The sequence below is a fragment of the Bacillus sp. AK124 genome (genome assembly GCF_053903085.1).
In genome coordinates this window covers 3,557,967-3,574,417 of the sequence record NZ_CP096378.1, presented here as the reverse complement: position 1 = coordinate 3,574,417, position 16,451 = coordinate 3,557,967, and the positions used below count along the sequence as shown (strand labels likewise).

At 43.1% G+C, this 16,451-nt stretch carries 15 protein-coding genes; all 15 read left to right on the top strand.

Translation table 11 applies throughout. From position 1 onward, the window contains the following. Positions 1–4 precede the first annotated feature (4 nt). The 15 genes from M1E06_RS17970 (at position 5) to nagB (ending at position 16,359) form a co-directional block, all read left to right on the top strand. Positions 5–991, top strand: a complete 987-nt coding sequence (locus M1E06_RS17970) for a DUF3048 domain-containing protein (protein WP_025810323.1) — start codon at positions 5–7, stop codon at positions 989–991. 2 nt (positions 992–993) lie between these two features. Next, positions 994–1,305 (top strand): YerC/YecD family TrpR-related protein, encoded by a 312-nt coding sequence (locus tag M1E06_RS17965; protein ID WP_003179568.1) that lies wholly within the window; start codon positions 994–996, stop codon positions 1,303–1,305. Positions 1,306–1,455: 150 nt separating this feature from the next. After that, positions 1,456–2,142 (top strand): heptaprenylglyceryl phosphate synthase, encoded by a 687-nt coding sequence (pcrB, locus tag M1E06_RS17960; protein ID WP_020450451.1) that lies wholly within the window; start codon positions 1,456–1,458, stop codon positions 2,140–2,142. A gap of 59 nt (positions 2,143–2,201) precedes the next feature. Beyond that, complete coding sequence (gene pcrA / locus M1E06_RS17955) at positions 2,202–4,421, top strand: DNA helicase PcrA (protein ID WP_020450452.1); 2,220 nt, start codon at positions 2,202–2,204, stop codon at positions 4,419–4,421. Between the two features lie 34 nt (positions 4,422–4,455). Further along, on the top strand, positions 4,456–6,459 hold the full coding sequence (gene ligA / locus M1E06_RS17950; RefSeq protein ID WP_095323736.1) for an NAD-dependent DNA ligase LigA: 2,004 nt from the start codon (positions 4,456–4,458) through the stop codon (positions 6,457–6,459). 15 nt (positions 6,460–6,474) lie between these two features. Further along, positions 6,475–7,665 carry a CamS family sex pheromone protein gene (locus M1E06_RS17945; protein ID WP_023855598.1) on the top strand — a complete coding sequence of 397 codons (1,191 nt, stop codon included), beginning with the start codon at positions 6,475–6,477 and terminating at the stop codon, positions 7,663–7,665. Between the two features lie 190 nt (positions 7,666–7,855). Next, positions 7,856–8,782: a GntR family transcriptional regulator YhfZ gene (gene yhfZ / locus M1E06_RS17940; protein ID WP_048350654.1), complete on the top strand. Its 927-nt coding sequence runs from the start codon at positions 7,856–7,858 to the stop codon at positions 8,780–8,782. Positions 8,783–8,877: 95 nt separating this feature from the next. Then, complete coding sequence (locus M1E06_RS17935) at positions 8,878–9,243, top strand: PRD domain-containing protein (protein WP_020450456.1); 366 nt, start codon at positions 8,878–8,880, stop codon at positions 9,241–9,243. A gap of 12 nt (positions 9,244–9,255) precedes the next feature. Further along, complete coding sequence (locus M1E06_RS17930; protein WP_020450457.1) at positions 9,256–9,615, top strand: DUF2620 domain-containing protein; 360 nt, start codon at positions 9,256–9,258, stop codon at positions 9,613–9,615. A gap of 145 nt (positions 9,616–9,760) precedes the next feature. Further along, a complete protein-coding gene (locus tag M1E06_RS17925; protein ID WP_025810329.1) occupies positions 9,761–11,062 on the top strand; it encodes a YhfT family protein in 1,302 nt (433 codons plus the stop codon). Between the two features lie 26 nt (positions 11,063–11,088). Then, positions 11,089–11,973: a phosphotriesterase family protein gene (locus tag M1E06_RS17920; protein ID WP_048350655.1), complete on the top strand. Its 885-nt coding sequence runs from the start codon at positions 11,089–11,091 to the stop codon at positions 11,971–11,973. Further along, the gene (locus M1E06_RS17915) at positions 11,970–13,118 is read left to right on the top strand and encodes an aminotransferase class V-fold PLP-dependent enzyme (RefSeq protein ID WP_048350656.1); all 1,149 of its coding nucleotides are present in this window, start codon (positions 11,970–11,972) and stop codon (positions 13,116–13,118) included. The genes M1E06_RS17920 and M1E06_RS17915 overlap by 4 nt, the downstream gene beginning before the upstream one ends. After that, the gene (locus M1E06_RS17910; protein ID WP_048350657.1) at positions 13,111–14,337 is read left to right on the top strand and encodes a phosphopentomutase; all 1,227 of its coding nucleotides are present in this window, start codon (positions 13,111–13,113) and stop codon (positions 14,335–14,337) included. Before M1E06_RS17915 ends, M1E06_RS17910 begins: the two co-directional genes overlap by 8 nt. Continuing rightward, the gene (locus M1E06_RS17905; RefSeq protein WP_048350658.1) at positions 14,337–15,488 is read left to right on the top strand and encodes a YhfX family PLP-dependent enzyme; all 1,152 of its coding nucleotides are present in this window, start codon (positions 14,337–14,339) and stop codon (positions 15,486–15,488) included. Before M1E06_RS17910 ends, M1E06_RS17905 begins: the two co-directional genes overlap by 1 nt. A 142-nt stretch (positions 15,489–15,630) precedes the next feature. Then, entirely contained in the window at positions 15,631–16,359 is a 729-nt protein-coding gene (nagB, locus tag M1E06_RS17900) for a glucosamine-6-phosphate deaminase (protein ID WP_039073300.1), read from the top strand. Positions 16,360–16,451 lie beyond the last annotated feature (92 nt).

Sequence of the window (16,451 nt, the reverse complement as noted above, 5' to 3'; positions counted from 1 at the left end):
TATGGTGAATCGATATGTAAGAGTACTGCTTTGTTTTGCTTCTCTTTTACTGCTTGCATCGTGCCAGTCGCAGGAACAGCAGGAAAAGGAAAAGAACATTCATCCGCTGACAGGATTGAAGGCGGACGGAGATATTCGGCAGCGGCCCATTGCCGTTGTGGTGAACAATCATTCAAAAGCACGGCCGCAGTCGGGATTAAGCAAGGCTGACATTGTCATTGAAGCTCTCAGTGAAGGACCGATCACACGATTGTTGGCGATCTATCAAAGCGACATGCCTGAAGCGGTTGGCCCAGTCCGCAGCGCCCGGGAGTATTTCATTGATTTGGCTCTCGGTTTTGACAGCCTCTTGGTGCATCACGGCTGGAGTCCGGGTGCAAAAAGCCGCCTGTTGAACGGCGACGCCGATCATATCAATGGGATGGATTACGACGGCAGCCTGTTTTGGAGGGCCGATTTTCGGGAAGCGCCGCATAATTCGTACACGTCATATAAAAATGTAAAGCAAGCAGCAGATGACAAAGGATATGCCATCGAAACCCGCACAGAACCGCTCACTTTTAAAGCAAGCCCTGACAAACCTTCGGATGCGCTTTATTCTATACGGTTAGATTACGGAACAAAATCCGTTACAAACCGTGTCGAATATGGTTATGATAAAAAGGTTGAAGGCTATGTGAGAAAGTCAGACGGTATTTTGACAACAGACCTTGAAACAGAAGAACCGGTTGTTCTTCAAAACATTCTAATAGCGGAAGCCGAACATCATATGAAAGATGCGTACGGGAGAAGGGATATTGACCTTCGTTCAGGCGGAAAAGGACTCCTTTTGCAAAACGGGGAAGTCCATCGGATCAGCTGGAAGAACGAAAACGGCCGGATCATACCGAAGACGGACGGCAAGACCGTTCCGTTTGTGCCGGGAAAAACGTGGATCAATGTCGTTCCCGATCTCAGCAAGGTTTCTATTAGCAAAGGAGAAGGTGTGTAAAGATGCAGATCGATAAATTGCGCGGGAGAGAGCTGGACCAGCTTTTTCAATCCATACTATCACTAAAAGATCTCGAAGAATGCTATCGTTTTTTCGATGATTTATGCACAATAAATGAAATTCAGTCATTGGCTCAGCGGCTCGAAGTAGCCAGAATGCTGCGCGACGGTAACACGTATCACAAAATTGAGACGGAAACCGGAGCGAGCACCGCGACCATTTCCAGGGTGAAACGCTGCCTGAACTACGGAAATGACGCTTATATCATGGCGCTGGACCGCGTCAAAGCAAATCAATCTGAATCATCTTCATGATGTCATGAAACCGCCTGGCTCAGGGCACTGAGCACCGGCGGTTTTTTTGTGCTTTCTGCACGTTTATCGTTTATTCGTTATCCGTTTTTCGAAAGGGGCTGAATTTGTTATAATATTTAAATGGTAAGAACGAATGGAGGAGCTTTTTTCATGTACGATATTACCGAGTGGAAGCATGTCTTTAAACTCGATCCGAATAAAGATATTACGGATGATCAGCTTGAACAGCTGTGCGAATCTGGAACAGACGCGGTTTTGATCGGCGGAAGCGATCATGTCACAGAAGATGATGTCCTTCGGCTGATGTCAAAAGTGCGCCGCTTTTTAGTGCCGTGCGTCCTGGAAGTGTCGACGATTGACGCGATCGTCCCGGGATTTGATCTCTATTTTATTCCGACTGTGCTCAACAGCAGAGATACCGACTGGATTGCCGGCTTACATAAAAAGGCGATGAAAGAATACGGCGAGCTGATGTCACCTGATGAGATTGTTGTTGAAGGGTACTGTATTTTGAATCAGGACTGCAAGGCTGCCGCTTTGACAAACGCAGATACCGAGCTTGACATTGAGGATATTAAAGCATACGCCCGCGTGGCAGAACATCTTTTCCGCCTCCCGGTCTTTTATCTTGAATACAGCGGCATGCTGGGGGATTCGGAGACCGTTAAGGAAACAAAAGCGGTGCTTCAGGAAACGACGCTGTTTTACGGCGGCGGCATCAAAGATGCGGAGACGGCGGTAAAAATGGCTGAGCACGCCGATGTGATCGTCGTCGGAAACGCGATTTATGAGAATTTCGAAGATGCGCTGCAAACGGTAAAGGCCGTAAAAGGATGAGCACAACGAACCGGATTGGTTTATAATAGAACATATGTTTGAATAGGCGGTGAACGGAATTGAATTACATTAGCGACCAATTATTAAGCGGATTAAACAAGATGCAGCAGGAAGCGGTCAAAACGACGGACGGTCCGCTTTTGATCATGGCCGGAGCAGGAAGCGGAAAGACGCGGGTATTGACGCACCGCATTGCGTATTTAATGGCGGAGAAGCGCGTTGCCCCGTGGAACATTTTGGCGATTACATTTACGAACAAAGCGGCCAGAGAAATGAAAGAACGTGTGGAACGCATTCTCGGACCGGGAGCGGACGACATCTGGATTTCGACGTTCCACAGCATGTGTGTGAGAATTTTGCGGAGAGACATCGACAGAATCGGCATCAACCGGAATTTCTCGATTCTTGATACGTCAGATCAGCTTTCCGTCATTAAAGGAATCTTAAAGGAAAGAAACATCGATCCGAAAAAATTCGATCCCAGAAGCATACTCGGATCGATCAGCAGTGCGAAAAACGAATTGATCGACCCGGAAGAGTACGAGAAAACAGCCGGCGGTTTTTTTGAACAAGTCGTCAGCGATGTCTACAAAGATTATCAGAAAAAACTGCGGAAAAACCAGTCGCTCGATTTTGACGATCTGATCATGACGACGATCATCCTGTTTGACCGGGTGCCGGAAGTGCTCGAATACTACCAGCGGAAATTCCAATACATTCATGTCGATGAGTATCAGGATACGAACAGGGCGCAGTATTTGCTCGTCAAAAAAATGGCGCAGCGCTTCGAAAACATCTGCGTCGTCGGGGACTCCGACCAGTCGATCTACAGATGGCGCGGCGCGGACATTGCCAACATTCTGTCGTTTGAAAAAGACTATCCGAATGCAAGCGTCATTCTACTCGAACAAAACTACAGGTCGACAAAGCGGATATTGAACGCGGCCAATGAAGTGATTCAGAACAACTCCAACAGAAAGCCGAAAAACCTCTGGACCGAAAATGACGAAGGAGCGAAAATCTCCTACTTCAGAGGCGACAACGAATTTGGCGAAGGCCAATTTGTCGCGGGCAAAATCAGGGAGCTCGTCGGCTCGGGAAAACGATCTTTCTCTGATATCGCGATTTTGTACCGGACGAACGCTCAATCGCGTGTCATCGAGGAAACGCTGATGAAAGCGAACATCAACTACAACATTGTCGGCGGCACGAAGTTCTATGACAGGAAAGAGATCAAAGACATCCTTGCGTATTTGCGCCTCGTCGCAAATCCTGACGACGATATCAGCTTTGCGCGGATCGTAAACGTGCCGAAGCGCGGCGTCGGTGCGACTTCAGTCGATAAAATTGCGGCTTATGCCGATATGAACGGAATGTCTTTATTTGAAGCGCTCGGACAGGTTGACTTTATCGGCCTCAGCGCAAGAGCGGCGAACGCGCTTGACGAGTTCAGACAGACGATCGAAAACCTGACGAACATGCAGGAATACTTATCTGTCACAGAGCTTACGGAAGAAATTCTTGAAAAAACCGAATACCGCGAAATGCTAAAAGCGGAAAAATCCCTGGAAGCGCAGAGCCGTCTTGAAAATATCGACGAGTTTCTCTCCGTAACGAAAAACTTTGAACAGCAAAGCGAAGATAAATCGCTCGTCGCCTTTTTGACGGATTTGGCCCTTATCGCCGATATCGATCAGCTTGATCAGAAGGAAGAAGAGACCGGAAATCAAGACGCGGTCATCTTGATGACGCTTCATGCCGCAAAAGGACTGGAATTCCCGATCGTGTTCCTGATGGGGCTTGAAGAAGGGGTATTCCCGCACAGCCGCTCCCTAATGGAGGAAGCGGAGATGGAAGAGGAGCGGAGACTCGCATACGTCGGCATCACGAGGGCTGAGGAAGAGCTTTATTTAACTAACGCGCGGATGCGGACATTGTTCGGGAGAACGAATATGAACCCGGAATCAAGGTTCATTGCGGAAATACCGGAAGAATTATTGGACAATCTAAACGAGAAGAAAAAAGATCTGAAAACGCCGTTTGGAAGAAAGCCGGAGCGGAGAGGCCCGGTTACCCGGCCGGCTGCATCGTACAGCAAAACCGGCGGCGACGGTGTCAATTGGGCAGTCGGCGACAAAGCCTCCCATAAAAAGTGGGGCGTCGGAACCGTTGTCAGCGTCAAAGGATCCGGCGAATCGACTGAGCTTGACATCGCCTTCCCGAGCCCGACCGGAGTGAAGCGTCTTCTCGCGGCCTTTGCGCCTATTGAAAAGCAATAAATGGCAAAAGACCTGAAATGAAAGGACGAAACCAATGGAAAAAGAAGCAGCTAAACGCCGTGTGGAACAACTGCATGCATTGATTAACAAATACAACTACGAATATCACACCCTTGACGACCCAAGCGTGCCTGATTCCGAATATGACAAGCTGATGAAGGAACTTATTGCTCTTGAAGAAGAGCACCCCGACCTGAAAACGCCGGACTCTCCTTCTCAGCGCGTCGGCGGAGCCGTTTTGGACGCCTTTCAAAAAGTGCAGCATAAAACGCCGATGCTGAGCCTCGGCAACGCGTTTAATGAAGAAGATCTGCGCGACTTTGACCGCCGCGTCCGCCAGGCGGTCGGAGATGTTGAGTACAACGTCGAATTTAAAATAGACGGTCTTGCTGTTTCACTGCGCTATGAAAACGGCGTATTTGTCAGAGGTGCGACAAGAGGCGACGGAACAACGGGCGAGGATATTACAGAAAATTTGAAGACCATCAGAAACATTCCCCTCCGAATGAAGCGCGATCTTTCAATTGAAGTGCGCGGCGAGGCTTTTATGCCGAAGCGCTCCTTTGAATTGCTGAACAAAGCGCGGCTCGAACGGGATGAAGAGCCGTTCGCCAACCCGCGGAACGCTGCTGCCGGCTCATTAAGGCAGCTCGATCCCAAAATCGCCGCGAAACGAAATCTCGACATCTTCGTCTACAGTATAGCGGAGCTTGACGAAATGGGCGTTGAAACGCAAAGCCAGGGACTTGATTTCCTCGACGAACTCGGCTTTAAAACCAATCATGAAAGAAAAAAATGCAGCACGATCGAAGAAGTCATTGAGATCGTCGAAGAGCTCAAGACAAAACGCGCCGACCTCCCGTATGAAATCGACGGGATTGTCATTAAAGTCAACTCCCTTGATCAGCAGGAAGAACTCGGCTTTACGGCAAAAAGCCCGCGCTGGGCAATCGCCTACAAGTTTCCTGCCGAAGAGGTTGTCACAACGCTTTTGGACATTGAATTAAGCGTCGGCCGGACGGGTGCAGTAACCCCGACTGCGATTCTCGAACCTGTAAAAGTGGCGGGAACGACCGTCCAAAGAGCTTCTCTCCACAACGAAGATTTGATTAAAGAGAAGGATATCAGACTGCTGGACAAAGTCGTCATTAAAAAAGCAGGAGACATCATTCCCGAGGTTGTCAACGTGCTCGTCGAACAGAGGACGGGAGAAGAGAAAGAATTCAACATGCCGAAGGAATGCCCGGAATGCGGAAGCGAGCTTGTCAGAATTGAAGGAGAAGTCGCGCTTCGCTGCATCAATCCGGAGTGCCCGGCTCAGATCAGGGAAGGCCTGATCCATTTCGTTTCCCGGAACGCGATGAATATAGACGGTCTTGGCGAGCGCGTCATCACCCAGCTGTTCCGCGAAGACCTCGTCCACAATGTCGCCGATCTGTATAAGCTGACGCGCGAGCAGCTGATCAATCTCGAGCGGATGGGGGAAAAATCGACCGACAACTTATTGAAGTCGATTGAAAAATCGAAGGAGAATTCATTGGAACGGCTTCTCTTCGGACTCGGCATCCGCTTCATCGGCGCCAAAGCGGCCAAGACACTGGCGATGCATTTTGAAACGCTTGACAGGCTCAAAAAAGCGACAAAAGAAGAATTGGTCGAAGTCGATGAAATCGGCGAGAAGATGGCGGACGCCCTCGTCACTTATTTTGAAAAAGAAGAGATTTTAAAGCTGTTGGACGAGCTTGAAGAACTCGGGGTGAACACCGAGTATAAGGGCCCGAAAAAAGCGGCCGCTGAAGCGAGCGATTCGTATTTTGCGGGGAAAACGATCGTCCTGACCGGGAAGCTCAACGAAATGTCGCGGAACGACGCGAAAGTGGAAATCGAAGCGCTCGGCGGAAAAATCACAGGCAGTGTAAGCAAAAAAACCGATCTCGTCATTGCCGGCGAAGCGGCAGGCAGCAAACTGGCGAAAGCTGAAGAGCTGAACATCGAAGTATGGGATGAAGCAAGACTGATCAGTGAGCTAAAGAAATAAGAGGAGTGTTTTCTATTGAAAAAGATATTATGTTTGGCGGCTGCTGCGGGTATGCTCATGCTCTCGGCCTGTGCGCCGAATTTTGGGGGAGAAGAAGAGCAGGAGATGGTGCAGAAAACGGATAAGTCGAAAGAAAAAGCCATCATTCCGAAATACAACATCTCCGATTCTTATTATAAAATGGTTCTTCCTTTCAAGGCGGGGAAAGCCCGCGGCTTGACGACCGAACGCCTGAATACGCGGCTGGATATCGATGAATTTGAGACAGGCATGATGCGCCTTGCGCAAGATTCATTTTCTACTGACGATTACCTTTTTCAAGAAGGACAATATCTGGATGAGGATACAGTTACGAGCTGGCTCGCCCGCAAAAAAACGGGAGACGACCTGAAAAAAGCGGAGAAAGACGATAAAAACTTCAAAAACCTCGGACTGAACCCCGCCCTTTCCGGGAGCGGGTCAACAGAGAAGCAAAACGAAGAAAGCCCGGTATACCTCGCCCATATGCTTGAGCATGACTACCTCGTCCGCAAAGACAAGGATACGATTGAGCTCGGCGGCGTCGTAATCGGCCTTGCGCTGAACTCTGTCTACTACTACCGCGAAAATGTCGGCGACCCGCAAAAAGAAGTGACCATCAGCGACAAAAAGCTGAGGCAGGAAGGCGAAAAAATCGCCGAGGAAGTCGCGAAACGGATCAGAAACATGGATGATTTGAAAAACATTCCGCTGACCATCATGCTCTACAAGCAGGCGCCTAAGTCATCGATCGTCCCTGGAAACTTTATCGCCAAAACCGATGTGAAATCAGGGACAAGCGAGCTCGGCGGCTGGGATAAAATCAATGAAGAGTACACGTTCTTCCCTTCAACAGAAGGTTCAGAGAAACATCCGGATGACGCGGAGCTCTTCAAACGCTTTAAAAACAAAGTCGACACGTATTTTCCAAACTACACAGGGGTTGTCGGCACGGCTCTCTATAAAGACGACCAAATGCAGGACATGAAAATCAACATCCCGATGCAGTTTTACGGCAAAAGCGAAGTCATCGCCTTTACCCAGTTCTTGACCGGTGAAGTGATGGATTACTACGGCAAAAGCGGACTGAACGTTGAGATCAACATTAATTCGTCAGCCGGGCAGGAAGCCGTTATCCTGAAAAAGCCGGGAGACAAGGAACCGACCGTCCATATTTATGATTCATAAAAAAGAAGCAGCCTTCTCGGCTGCTTCTTTTTGTCACGCGGAAAAAGGAATAAGGAGACCTATCATTCATTCACGGTGCGCCAACAACATATTTTTTATAGTGTTCTGAATAATACTATTGCAAAATTAGGATACAACTCTTATAATTGATTATACAGAATATAGTATATTGTTTTGAGGAAGATGAATTATGTGGGAAAAATTTTACTCTAAAAATGGTTTGGCTGCTAAAAATATTGCTAAAGAATTGATGAATATCAAAGCAGGTGAAAAAATTCCCCGCATCTCAGACTACTGTCATAAGTTATCCATCGGCAGGGGGACTGTCCAAAGTGCGCTGAATTTATTGGTTGATATGAAAGCGATTCATTTGGAGGCTAGAGGCCATTTAGGAACGTTTTTGGTAAGTAAGGATAACAATTTATTACTTGAGATTGCAGGTATTGCACCATTAATCGGCTCAATGCCACTTCCGTATTCAAGGAAATATGAAGGGCTGGCAACAGGGATTGTGGAAGGGTTTGAATCAACCGGAAAAACAGTTAACTTGATCTATATGCGTGGCGGAGTGAATCGAATCGAAGCAGTCCGAACAAAAAGAAGTGATTTTGCAATTGTTTCTAAGATGACGGCAGATCATATCATAGCAGAATATCCAAATTTGAAAATTTTTAAGAAATTCGGGGAAAGCAGTTATGTATCTTCCCATAAAATCTTCTTAGCTCATCCAGATGAGGAAATAGGTAAGGATGTCATAAGAGTAGGTGTTGATTTGGAGTCCCTAGATCAGAAACAATTAACATTGGCTGAATTTGAAAATAAAAACGCTGAGTTTGTCAATGTGAATTATATGCAGCTTTTCGATATGCTTCTTTCAAAACAAATTGATGCAGCAGTTTGGAATGCCGATGACAAAAGAATGATTCAAACGTTTAAAGCAATCGATTTTTTTTCACCGAAAGCCAAGAAAATTTCCAAGGATACAACTGAAGCCGTTATTGTTATTGAAGGAGACAGAGAAAAAGAAATAGCAGAAAAGTGGCATTTGGTTAATGAGAAACAAATATTAGACACTCAAAAAAGTGTAGAAAAAGGAGAGAAAATACCGCGCTACTAAAATGCCGGCCCATCCGACTTGTCATTCAATACATGAGGCGATGGGTCAGCATTTGAAATTTAAAATACTAAATACAGTATATTGGAGGAACTGGCGTGAACCAAATACAGCTGGAAGAAAAGTTGTCTATTTTACTAACGAGTCGAGTGATTACAAAAAATGCTTTCAACACAACTTTGAACACATTTGTTTTCTTATCAAAAAAGCTGAAAAAGGAGGTGATCAAAGACTCTGAAATGTTTTGGACGCACATGGCGATGGCTTTAACTAGAATTGAGAGGGGAGAAAGCGAAGAAAGTCCTGCAATTGCCATCATCAATGAAGTGTACGAAACACCATATAAAAATGCTATAGAAGAAGTGATAGATTTTATACATTCACTGGCAGGTTTAGAACTTCCAGAAGGTGAGCGTGTCTATTTTTATCTTCATCTTCATAAAGTCATAGAATCTAATGAATAGGAGGGTTTTATTATGGTGAGAATCGTAATAGGCGGACAGTTGAAAAAACAAGCGATTGAAAAACTTGTTAAAGAAATTGGGGGAAGCAATGTAGAAGTTTTGGTTAAAGGTGATTTGGACGCTGTTATGGCTGTGAAAAACAATAAGGTAGATTATTATATTGGCGCCTGTGAAACAGGATCCGGTGGTGCGCTTGCAATGGCAATTGCATTATTAGGCAAAGATAAATGCGTCACCTTGGCTTCGCCAAGTACCATAAAAAACAAGGAAGAGATCGAGAAGGAAGTAGAAAGCGGCAAAATTGCCTTTGGTTTTACAGCTTCGTCTTCACAAAATATATTAAACATTTTAATTCCTTATTTATTAAAATAAATGAATTTTTTTCTTTATATTTTGTTACACCGGCTTCAACTGTATACATTTTTTTCAGTTAAAGAAAGCGCTTTCCTGGATGATTTAAGAAGCACGGATGACATGATGTACAGAAGATGAGAAAAATCATAGAGGTGAATAATGAATGGACCTTTCTTTAATTCAATGTCTTGTCATAGCGGCTGTTGGTGCATTAGGTTCTATACTAGTAAATCGCGGAGTAGCAGTGTTTAATGATGGTTTGCGACCGATTATGCCTGAATACCTTGAGGGGAGAATGACAAGAGGGGAGCTTGCTGCAACAAGTTTTGCATTAAGTTTTGGCTTAATCATAGGGTTTGGTATTCCGCTTTCAATAGGAGCAACAATCATTATTGGACACAGCATTTTATTGGCCTGTGACATTATTGGCATTTGGACTCCGGAAAACAAAATAGGCATGGTAACTGCAGGGGTTATTGGAGCCGTTTATAGTATTGGAATCGTTTTAGGACTGCAATTTGTAGTAGATTTATTTGGCATGTTTCCCGTAAATTTTATAGATTCTTTAAGTCTTATTGGTCAGCCTATTATTATTGCATTTACAGTATTTCCAGCTGTAGCGGTTGGATATCAGCACGGTTTAAAAAAAGCCGCCGTCACTGCAATCGTCACTTTGGCTTCTTATCTCTTATTCGAGAAGTTTGGAACATTTCAAGCTGCAGGATATAAAATTTCGCTCAGTCCTGAAGGAATGGCTTTATTAGCAGGAATGTTAATGATGATTTATTATGCAGCGAGAATTAGAGGCGGAGATGAATCTACTAATGCAAATTTAGTGAATATATTTAATGAGCGTGTAAATCGAATTAAAAAAAACCGCTGGTTATTAGCTCTTATGGGAGGACTTGTTTCTTTAACATCATCCATGCTGATTTTAGCAGTGGATGCAATGCCTCAAGCATTGATTAATAAAGAGCTTTACACAGAGGCGGCAATCGCTACATTTGCACGTGGAATTGGCTTCATCCCTTTAGTTTTTTCAACTGCGATCGTAACAGGAGTTTATGGTTTAGCTGGTACCACTTTGGTATTTGCAATCGGTCTTATTTTCAGGGATATACCGATTTTAGCATTTCTGTTGGGCTTTTTAGTCATGTATTTAGAGGTCGTATCATTATCCGCAGTATCAAAAAGTATGGACAAACTGCCTGGTGTAAGGGAGATGGGGGAGCATATTCGCACTTCGCTGTCAGATGTTCTAGGAATGGCTATATTAATTGGCAGTGCGATGGCAGGGGAAAAAATTGCTCCCGGTATTGGCTTCTTCTGGGTGATTGGATTTTATTTAATAAACCGAATTGCATCAAAACCACTTGTTGAATTGGCTGTCGGCCCTATTGCAGTTATATTGTTGGGGATTGTTGCCAATCTTCTCTATGCAGTCGGTTTATGGCAGGTTGGCTAAATCATCGAAAGAGGGGAAGTTTCCGAATGTTGAAAGACGGAATGACCTATATGCATGAACATACAACGATAGACCTTTCCGAAGTAAAAAACAATGAGGATTGTAAGTTGGATGTATTTTCTGAAACCGTTAGAGAATTTAAAAGTTTATACGAAAAGGGCGTACGCAATATTGTGGATGTCACGAATATTGGAATGGGGAGAAATATTACATACGTTCAAAAAGTAGCAGAAGAAACAGGCATTAATATTGTCTTTTCAACTGGTTTCTACCAAGATACTTTTTACCCGATCCATGTGTTTCGCGAACCAAAAGAAAAGTTGGCAGAAAGAATGGTAATGGAGATTGTTGAAGGAATTAGAGGAACAGATGCTAAAGCCGAGCTGATCGGTGAAATTGGAACAAGTTACAATAAATGGACGGAAACCGAACAAAAAGTATTTGAAGCGGTTGTTGTGGCGCATAAGAAAACAAAAAAACCAATATCAACCCATACTTCCATAGGAACATTAGGGCATGAACAAGTAGAATTTTTCAAAAAACATGAAGTTGATTTAAACCGAGTGGTGATAGGGCATGTTGATTTATCAGGAGATGCCGATTATATATTGAAAATGCTGAGAGAAGGTGTGTATGTAGAATTCGATACAATAGGTAAAGAAAATTATATGTCTGATCGTGTTCGGGCAGAAATGTTGAAAAAGATACAGGCTAAAGGGTATATAGACAAGGTTTTGCTGTCTATGGACATCACCAGAAAATCACATTTGGTATATAAAGGCGGGGTGGGCTATTCATATTTGATAGACACGTTTATCCCTCTCTTGCAAACCTATGGAATAACTGGTGAATCAATTGATAAGATGTTGATTAAAAATCCTCGCGCTTTTATGAAAGGGGAGAGTGAATGAGCATGGAAACTTATCCTCTATATAGTCTATCTATTGAAGAAGCCATGCATAGACAATTTAAGTTGGTGGATGTCATCACAAGACATTTTCGAGGAGAAGAATTGCTTTCACTTGGCGATTTAGGCGTTGTAAAAGGAATGAATAAACCGCGGTTCACAAAAAAAATAGAAGAGACACTAGCCGATTTCTTTGGCACAGAGAAAGCAATGTTAGTTCGTGGTGCAGGAACAGGGGCATTGAGATTTGGTTTTATGAGTTTTTTAAAGCCAGGTGACGAGATCCTAGTCCATGACGCACCTATATATCCAACAAGTAAAACAACGTTAGAGTCGATGGGGGTCTTGCCAATATACGCGGATTTTCACGATTCTGAACAAATAAAAGAAGCCATCCTCAAACACCCGAAGTTAAAAGGTGTATTGATTCAGCATACGAGGCAAAAAATAGATGACCATTACGATTTGGCTGAAACAATAAAAAAAATACGTTCCATTCATTCTAGTCTAGTCATTATTACGGATGACAACTATGCTGCAATGAAAGCAGAAAAGATTGGAGCGCAAGTCAAAGCCGATTTGTCCACCTTTTCATTGTTCAAGCTACTAGGTCCGGAAGGTATTGGAGTCATTTTAGGCAAAAATGATTTAATACAAAGAATAGAAAATTTAAACTATTCAGGTGGAAGCCAAGTTCAAGGTTATGAAGCTTTAGAAGCTTTAAGGGGTCTGATATATGCGCCGGTTATGCTGGCAATTCAAGCAAGTGTCAATGATCAGTTAGTTCACTCGCTTAATAATGGAGCCATTAAAGGTGTTAAAAAGGCTTATTTGGCAAATGCACAATCAAAAGTCTTACTTGTAGAGTTTGTTAAACCAATTGCCGAAAAAGTGCTCCATCATGCTAATGAATTGGGAGCGGCACCCCATCCGGTAGGTGCTGAATCAAAATACGAGTTTGCACCAATGTTTTATAGAGTGTCTGGCACTTTTTTATCTGCAGATCCATCACTGGCCAAAAAAATGATCCGCATTAATCCATTAAGAAGCGGTCCTGAGACCATTTTAAGAATTCTAAACATATCCGTTCACCGAGCAACAGAAAATCTTAGTGTAAATCCTTCAATAGGGGATGATATAAATGAATAAAAGAGTCATTATCATAATATTAGACAGCTTAGGTGTCGGTTATATGGAAGATGCAAGCGATTATCACCCTTTAGACGTTGGCGCTAATACTTTCTATCACATACTTGATACGGTGCCTTCTTTAAACATTCCAAATCTCGAAAAATTGGGTATAAACAAAATCTTGCACCATCCTAAATTGAAAAATGTAGACCATATTGCCAGCTATGGTGTTTTGAACCTGATGCATCAAGGAGCAGACAGTTTTGAAGGGCATAATGAAATCATGGGGACAAAGCCAAAAAAGACATATTTAGCTCCTTTTGCAGAACATATCAATCATGTTAAACTCGCTTTGGAAGATCAGGGTTATAAAGTTAACATACCAAATTCAGATTTGCCGTATCTATTAGTAAACGATTTAGTAGTCGTGGCCGATAATATCGAAACAGATTACGGGCAAATTTATAATGTAAGCGCTCCGCTGGATGATATTCCGTTTGATGAAGTGTTGAAAATAGGAAGATGCGTCCGTCATCATGTTAAAGTAAATCGTGTGATTGTTCTTGGAGGAGAAAATGTAACACCCGAACACTTGCAGAGGTCAGTTGAAAGAAGAGAAGACGGATTAGTAGGAGTGAATTCGCCTAAATCTAATGTATACAAGCAGGGGTATCAAGTCCGTCACTTAGGTTTTGGTATCTCTCCCGAGAAGCAGTTGCCAACATTGGCGAAAAATGGGGGAATGGAAGTTTCTCTTATCGGAAAAATGCAGGACATTATTTATTGTAAAGGTGCAAATAGGTTTCCGGGTGTAGATACGGAACAAGTTATGAAGGATATTATACAGGAGATGGACCGTGTCAAAAAAGGCGTGATTGCTGCCACAGTACAAGAAACCGATTTAGCCGGACATGCACAGAATCCTGTGCGTTATGCGAATCGGATTGAAATGGTAGATCAATATTTGCCGGAAATTCTCCGGAAAATGACAGATCAGGATCTGCTGATGATTAGTGCAGATCACGGGAATGACCCTACGATCGGCCATAACCAACACACACGGGAAAAAACGTATTTGCTGGCTTATCACAAAAAGTTATCCCCCGTAAATATCGGGGAAAGAAAAACGCTATCCGACATTGCTGCAACTTCTGCTGATTATCTAGGGCTTCGCGATACTGAAAACGGCAGTTCATTCCTTCATTTAATGCAAAAAGGAAAAGAGGAGACAGACTGATGTTTTTGGAATCTACATTAAAATATAATAAAAAATTAATAGAAGCTGCATTGGATTTTCATCAGCGGGGAATCATTTCACCTAACACTTATGTATTAGATTTGGACACTGTCAAGAAAAATGCAAAAGTTTTAAGTAGAAAAGCCAAAAAACAGGATATTGAACTGTTTTTTATGACAAAGCAGTTTGGCCGTAATCCGTTGGTAGCACAAGCTATCGCCGAAAGCGGAATTGACAAAGCGGTTGCTGTAGACCCGTGGGAGGCAATCACACTCAGCCAAAATGGAATCAAGATTGGGCATGTCGGACATCTTGTTCAAATACCTATTCATATGATTCCGGCTATATTAAAGCTTCATCCTGACTATGTTACGGTTTTCAGTCTTGCAAATGCTCGAAACATTAGTAGAGCAGCTAAGGAAATGGGAAGAAAACAAAAAGTGTTTTTACGTATCGCAAACAAAGAGGATTATATATATAAAGGTCAAGAGGGAGGGTTCACTTTTGAACAAATCGTTAAGGATATCGAATCGATTGAACAGTTAGAAGGAATTGAAATTGCAGGTTTAACAAGCTTTCCTTGTATATTGATTAAAGACGGCCTTCCAACAGTTACTCCGAATGTAACATCCATGCAAACCGTAAAATCTTTTTTAATGGAGAGAGGGTATAAAAGGCTTGAGATGAATATGCCAAGTGCAACATCTTGTGGAACAATCAAATTGTTGAAGGAAAATGGTGCAACTCAAGGCGAACCCGGTCATGCTTTAATTGGAACGACACCCATTCATGCAACGAAAAAACTCGCGGAAAGACCTGCAATGGTATATCTAACTGAAGTATCCCACATATCTAATCATCATGCTTATGTTTTCGGCGGTGGATTCTATCCGCGTTCACATATGAAAGCGGCGCTGGTTGGAACAAATAAAAATCATCTTAAGAAGGTTCAAGCTATTGAAATGACACCTGATCATATTGATTATTATGGCGCATTAAACACAGTTGAAGCAAAAGTCGGCGATACGGCAATATTTGCTTTTCGTACACAAGTCTTTGTCACAAATGCGCATATTGCAATCTTAAAAAACGTTTCTGAAGATCCTGAACTTATCGGTGTATTTGATTCTAAAGGAAATGTAATCGAGTAAATGATCGTTATCAGCGGAATATCGGAGTTCTTGAATAATGGATTGTCTTACTGAGGTGTAGCGAAGATGCCTTGTCTTTTTGAAGTGCAGTTTAATACAGTAGTCCGTCTTGGACATGTTATTTTGCGGAAAGGAGAACGACGTGAAAATTATTCATGTATCAGGTTATGAAGAAATGAGTGAAAAATCAGCTGATTTAATGACTGAGCTCATTAACAATTCAAAAAATCCTGTTATCGGTTTTGCAACAGGTTCGACACCGCTAGGTTTGTATAAATGCCTGATCAAAAAGTATCGGCAAAAGGAAATATCATTTAAGAATGTTACTGCTTTTAATTTAGACGAGTACGTTGGACTGGCTAAAGAAAATAAAAACAGCTACCATTATTATATGAATGAAATATTATTCAAACATCTGGATATTAGGCAAAGGAATATCAATATCCCAAATGGGATGGCGGAAGATTTGGAACAAGAATGCATCAGTTACGATAGACTTGTTTCCGAAAAAGCAATTGACATACAAATATTGGGGATGGGATTGAATGGTCATATCGGTTTTAATGAACCGGGGACAAGCTTTAAAAGCAGAACCCATATCGTTGATTTGGATAAATCAACCCGGCAGGCAAATTCTCGGTTCTTTCGTTCCTTGGAAGAAGTACCGACAAAGGCATTGACCATGGGAATTGAAACAATAATGGAAAGTAAGCGGATCCTTCTGCTCGTGTCTGGAAATGAAAAATCTGAAGCATTGGCACGGCTGCTAAACAGCACCCGTGTCTCCCAAGAGTTCCCTGCTTCAATTTTAAGGAAACATAATGATGTGATTGTGATGGCAGATGATGCGGCCTTAAATAAAATTCAATAACAGACATCGGTTGATGAAGTTTAAAAATTTCAAGAGATCTCCTAGCGATCAAACAGTAAAAAACGACTGAATATAGCAAATTTCCACCCTGC

Coding starts and splice junctions, on each gene's coding strand:
- M1E06_RS17910 (WP_048350657.1), top strand. CDS start 13,111: ATGAATAAAAGAGTCATTATCATAATATTAGACAGCTTAGGTGTCGGT.
- M1E06_RS17965 (WP_003179568.1), top strand. CDS start 994: ATGCAGATCGATAAATTGCGCGGGAGAGAGCTGGACCAGCTTTTTCAA.
- pcrB (WP_020450451.1), top strand. CDS start 1,456: ATGTACGATATTACCGAGTGGAAGCATGTCTTTAAACTCGATCCGAAT.
- ligA (WP_095323736.1), top strand. CDS start 4,456: ATGGAAAAAGAAGCAGCTAAACGCCGTGTGGAACAACTGCATGCATTG.
- M1E06_RS17905 (WP_048350658.1), top strand. CDS start 14,337: ATGTTTTTGGAATCTACATTAAAATATAATAAAAAATTAATAGAAGCT.
- M1E06_RS17915 (WP_048350656.1), top strand. CDS start 11,970: ATGAGCATGGAAACTTATCCTCTATATAGTCTATCTATTGAAGAAGCC.
- M1E06_RS17920 (WP_048350655.1), top strand. CDS start 11,089: ATGTTGAAAGACGGAATGACCTATATGCATGAACATACAACGATAGAC.
- M1E06_RS17930 (WP_020450457.1), top strand. CDS start 9,256: ATGGTGAGAATCGTAATAGGCGGACAGTTGAAAAAACAAGCGATTGAA.
- M1E06_RS17925 (WP_025810329.1), top strand. CDS start 9,761: ATGGACCTTTCTTTAATTCAATGTCTTGTCATAGCGGCTGTTGGTGCA.
- yhfZ (WP_048350654.1), top strand. CDS start 7,856: ATGTGGGAAAAATTTTACTCTAAAAATGGTTTGGCTGCTAAAAATATT.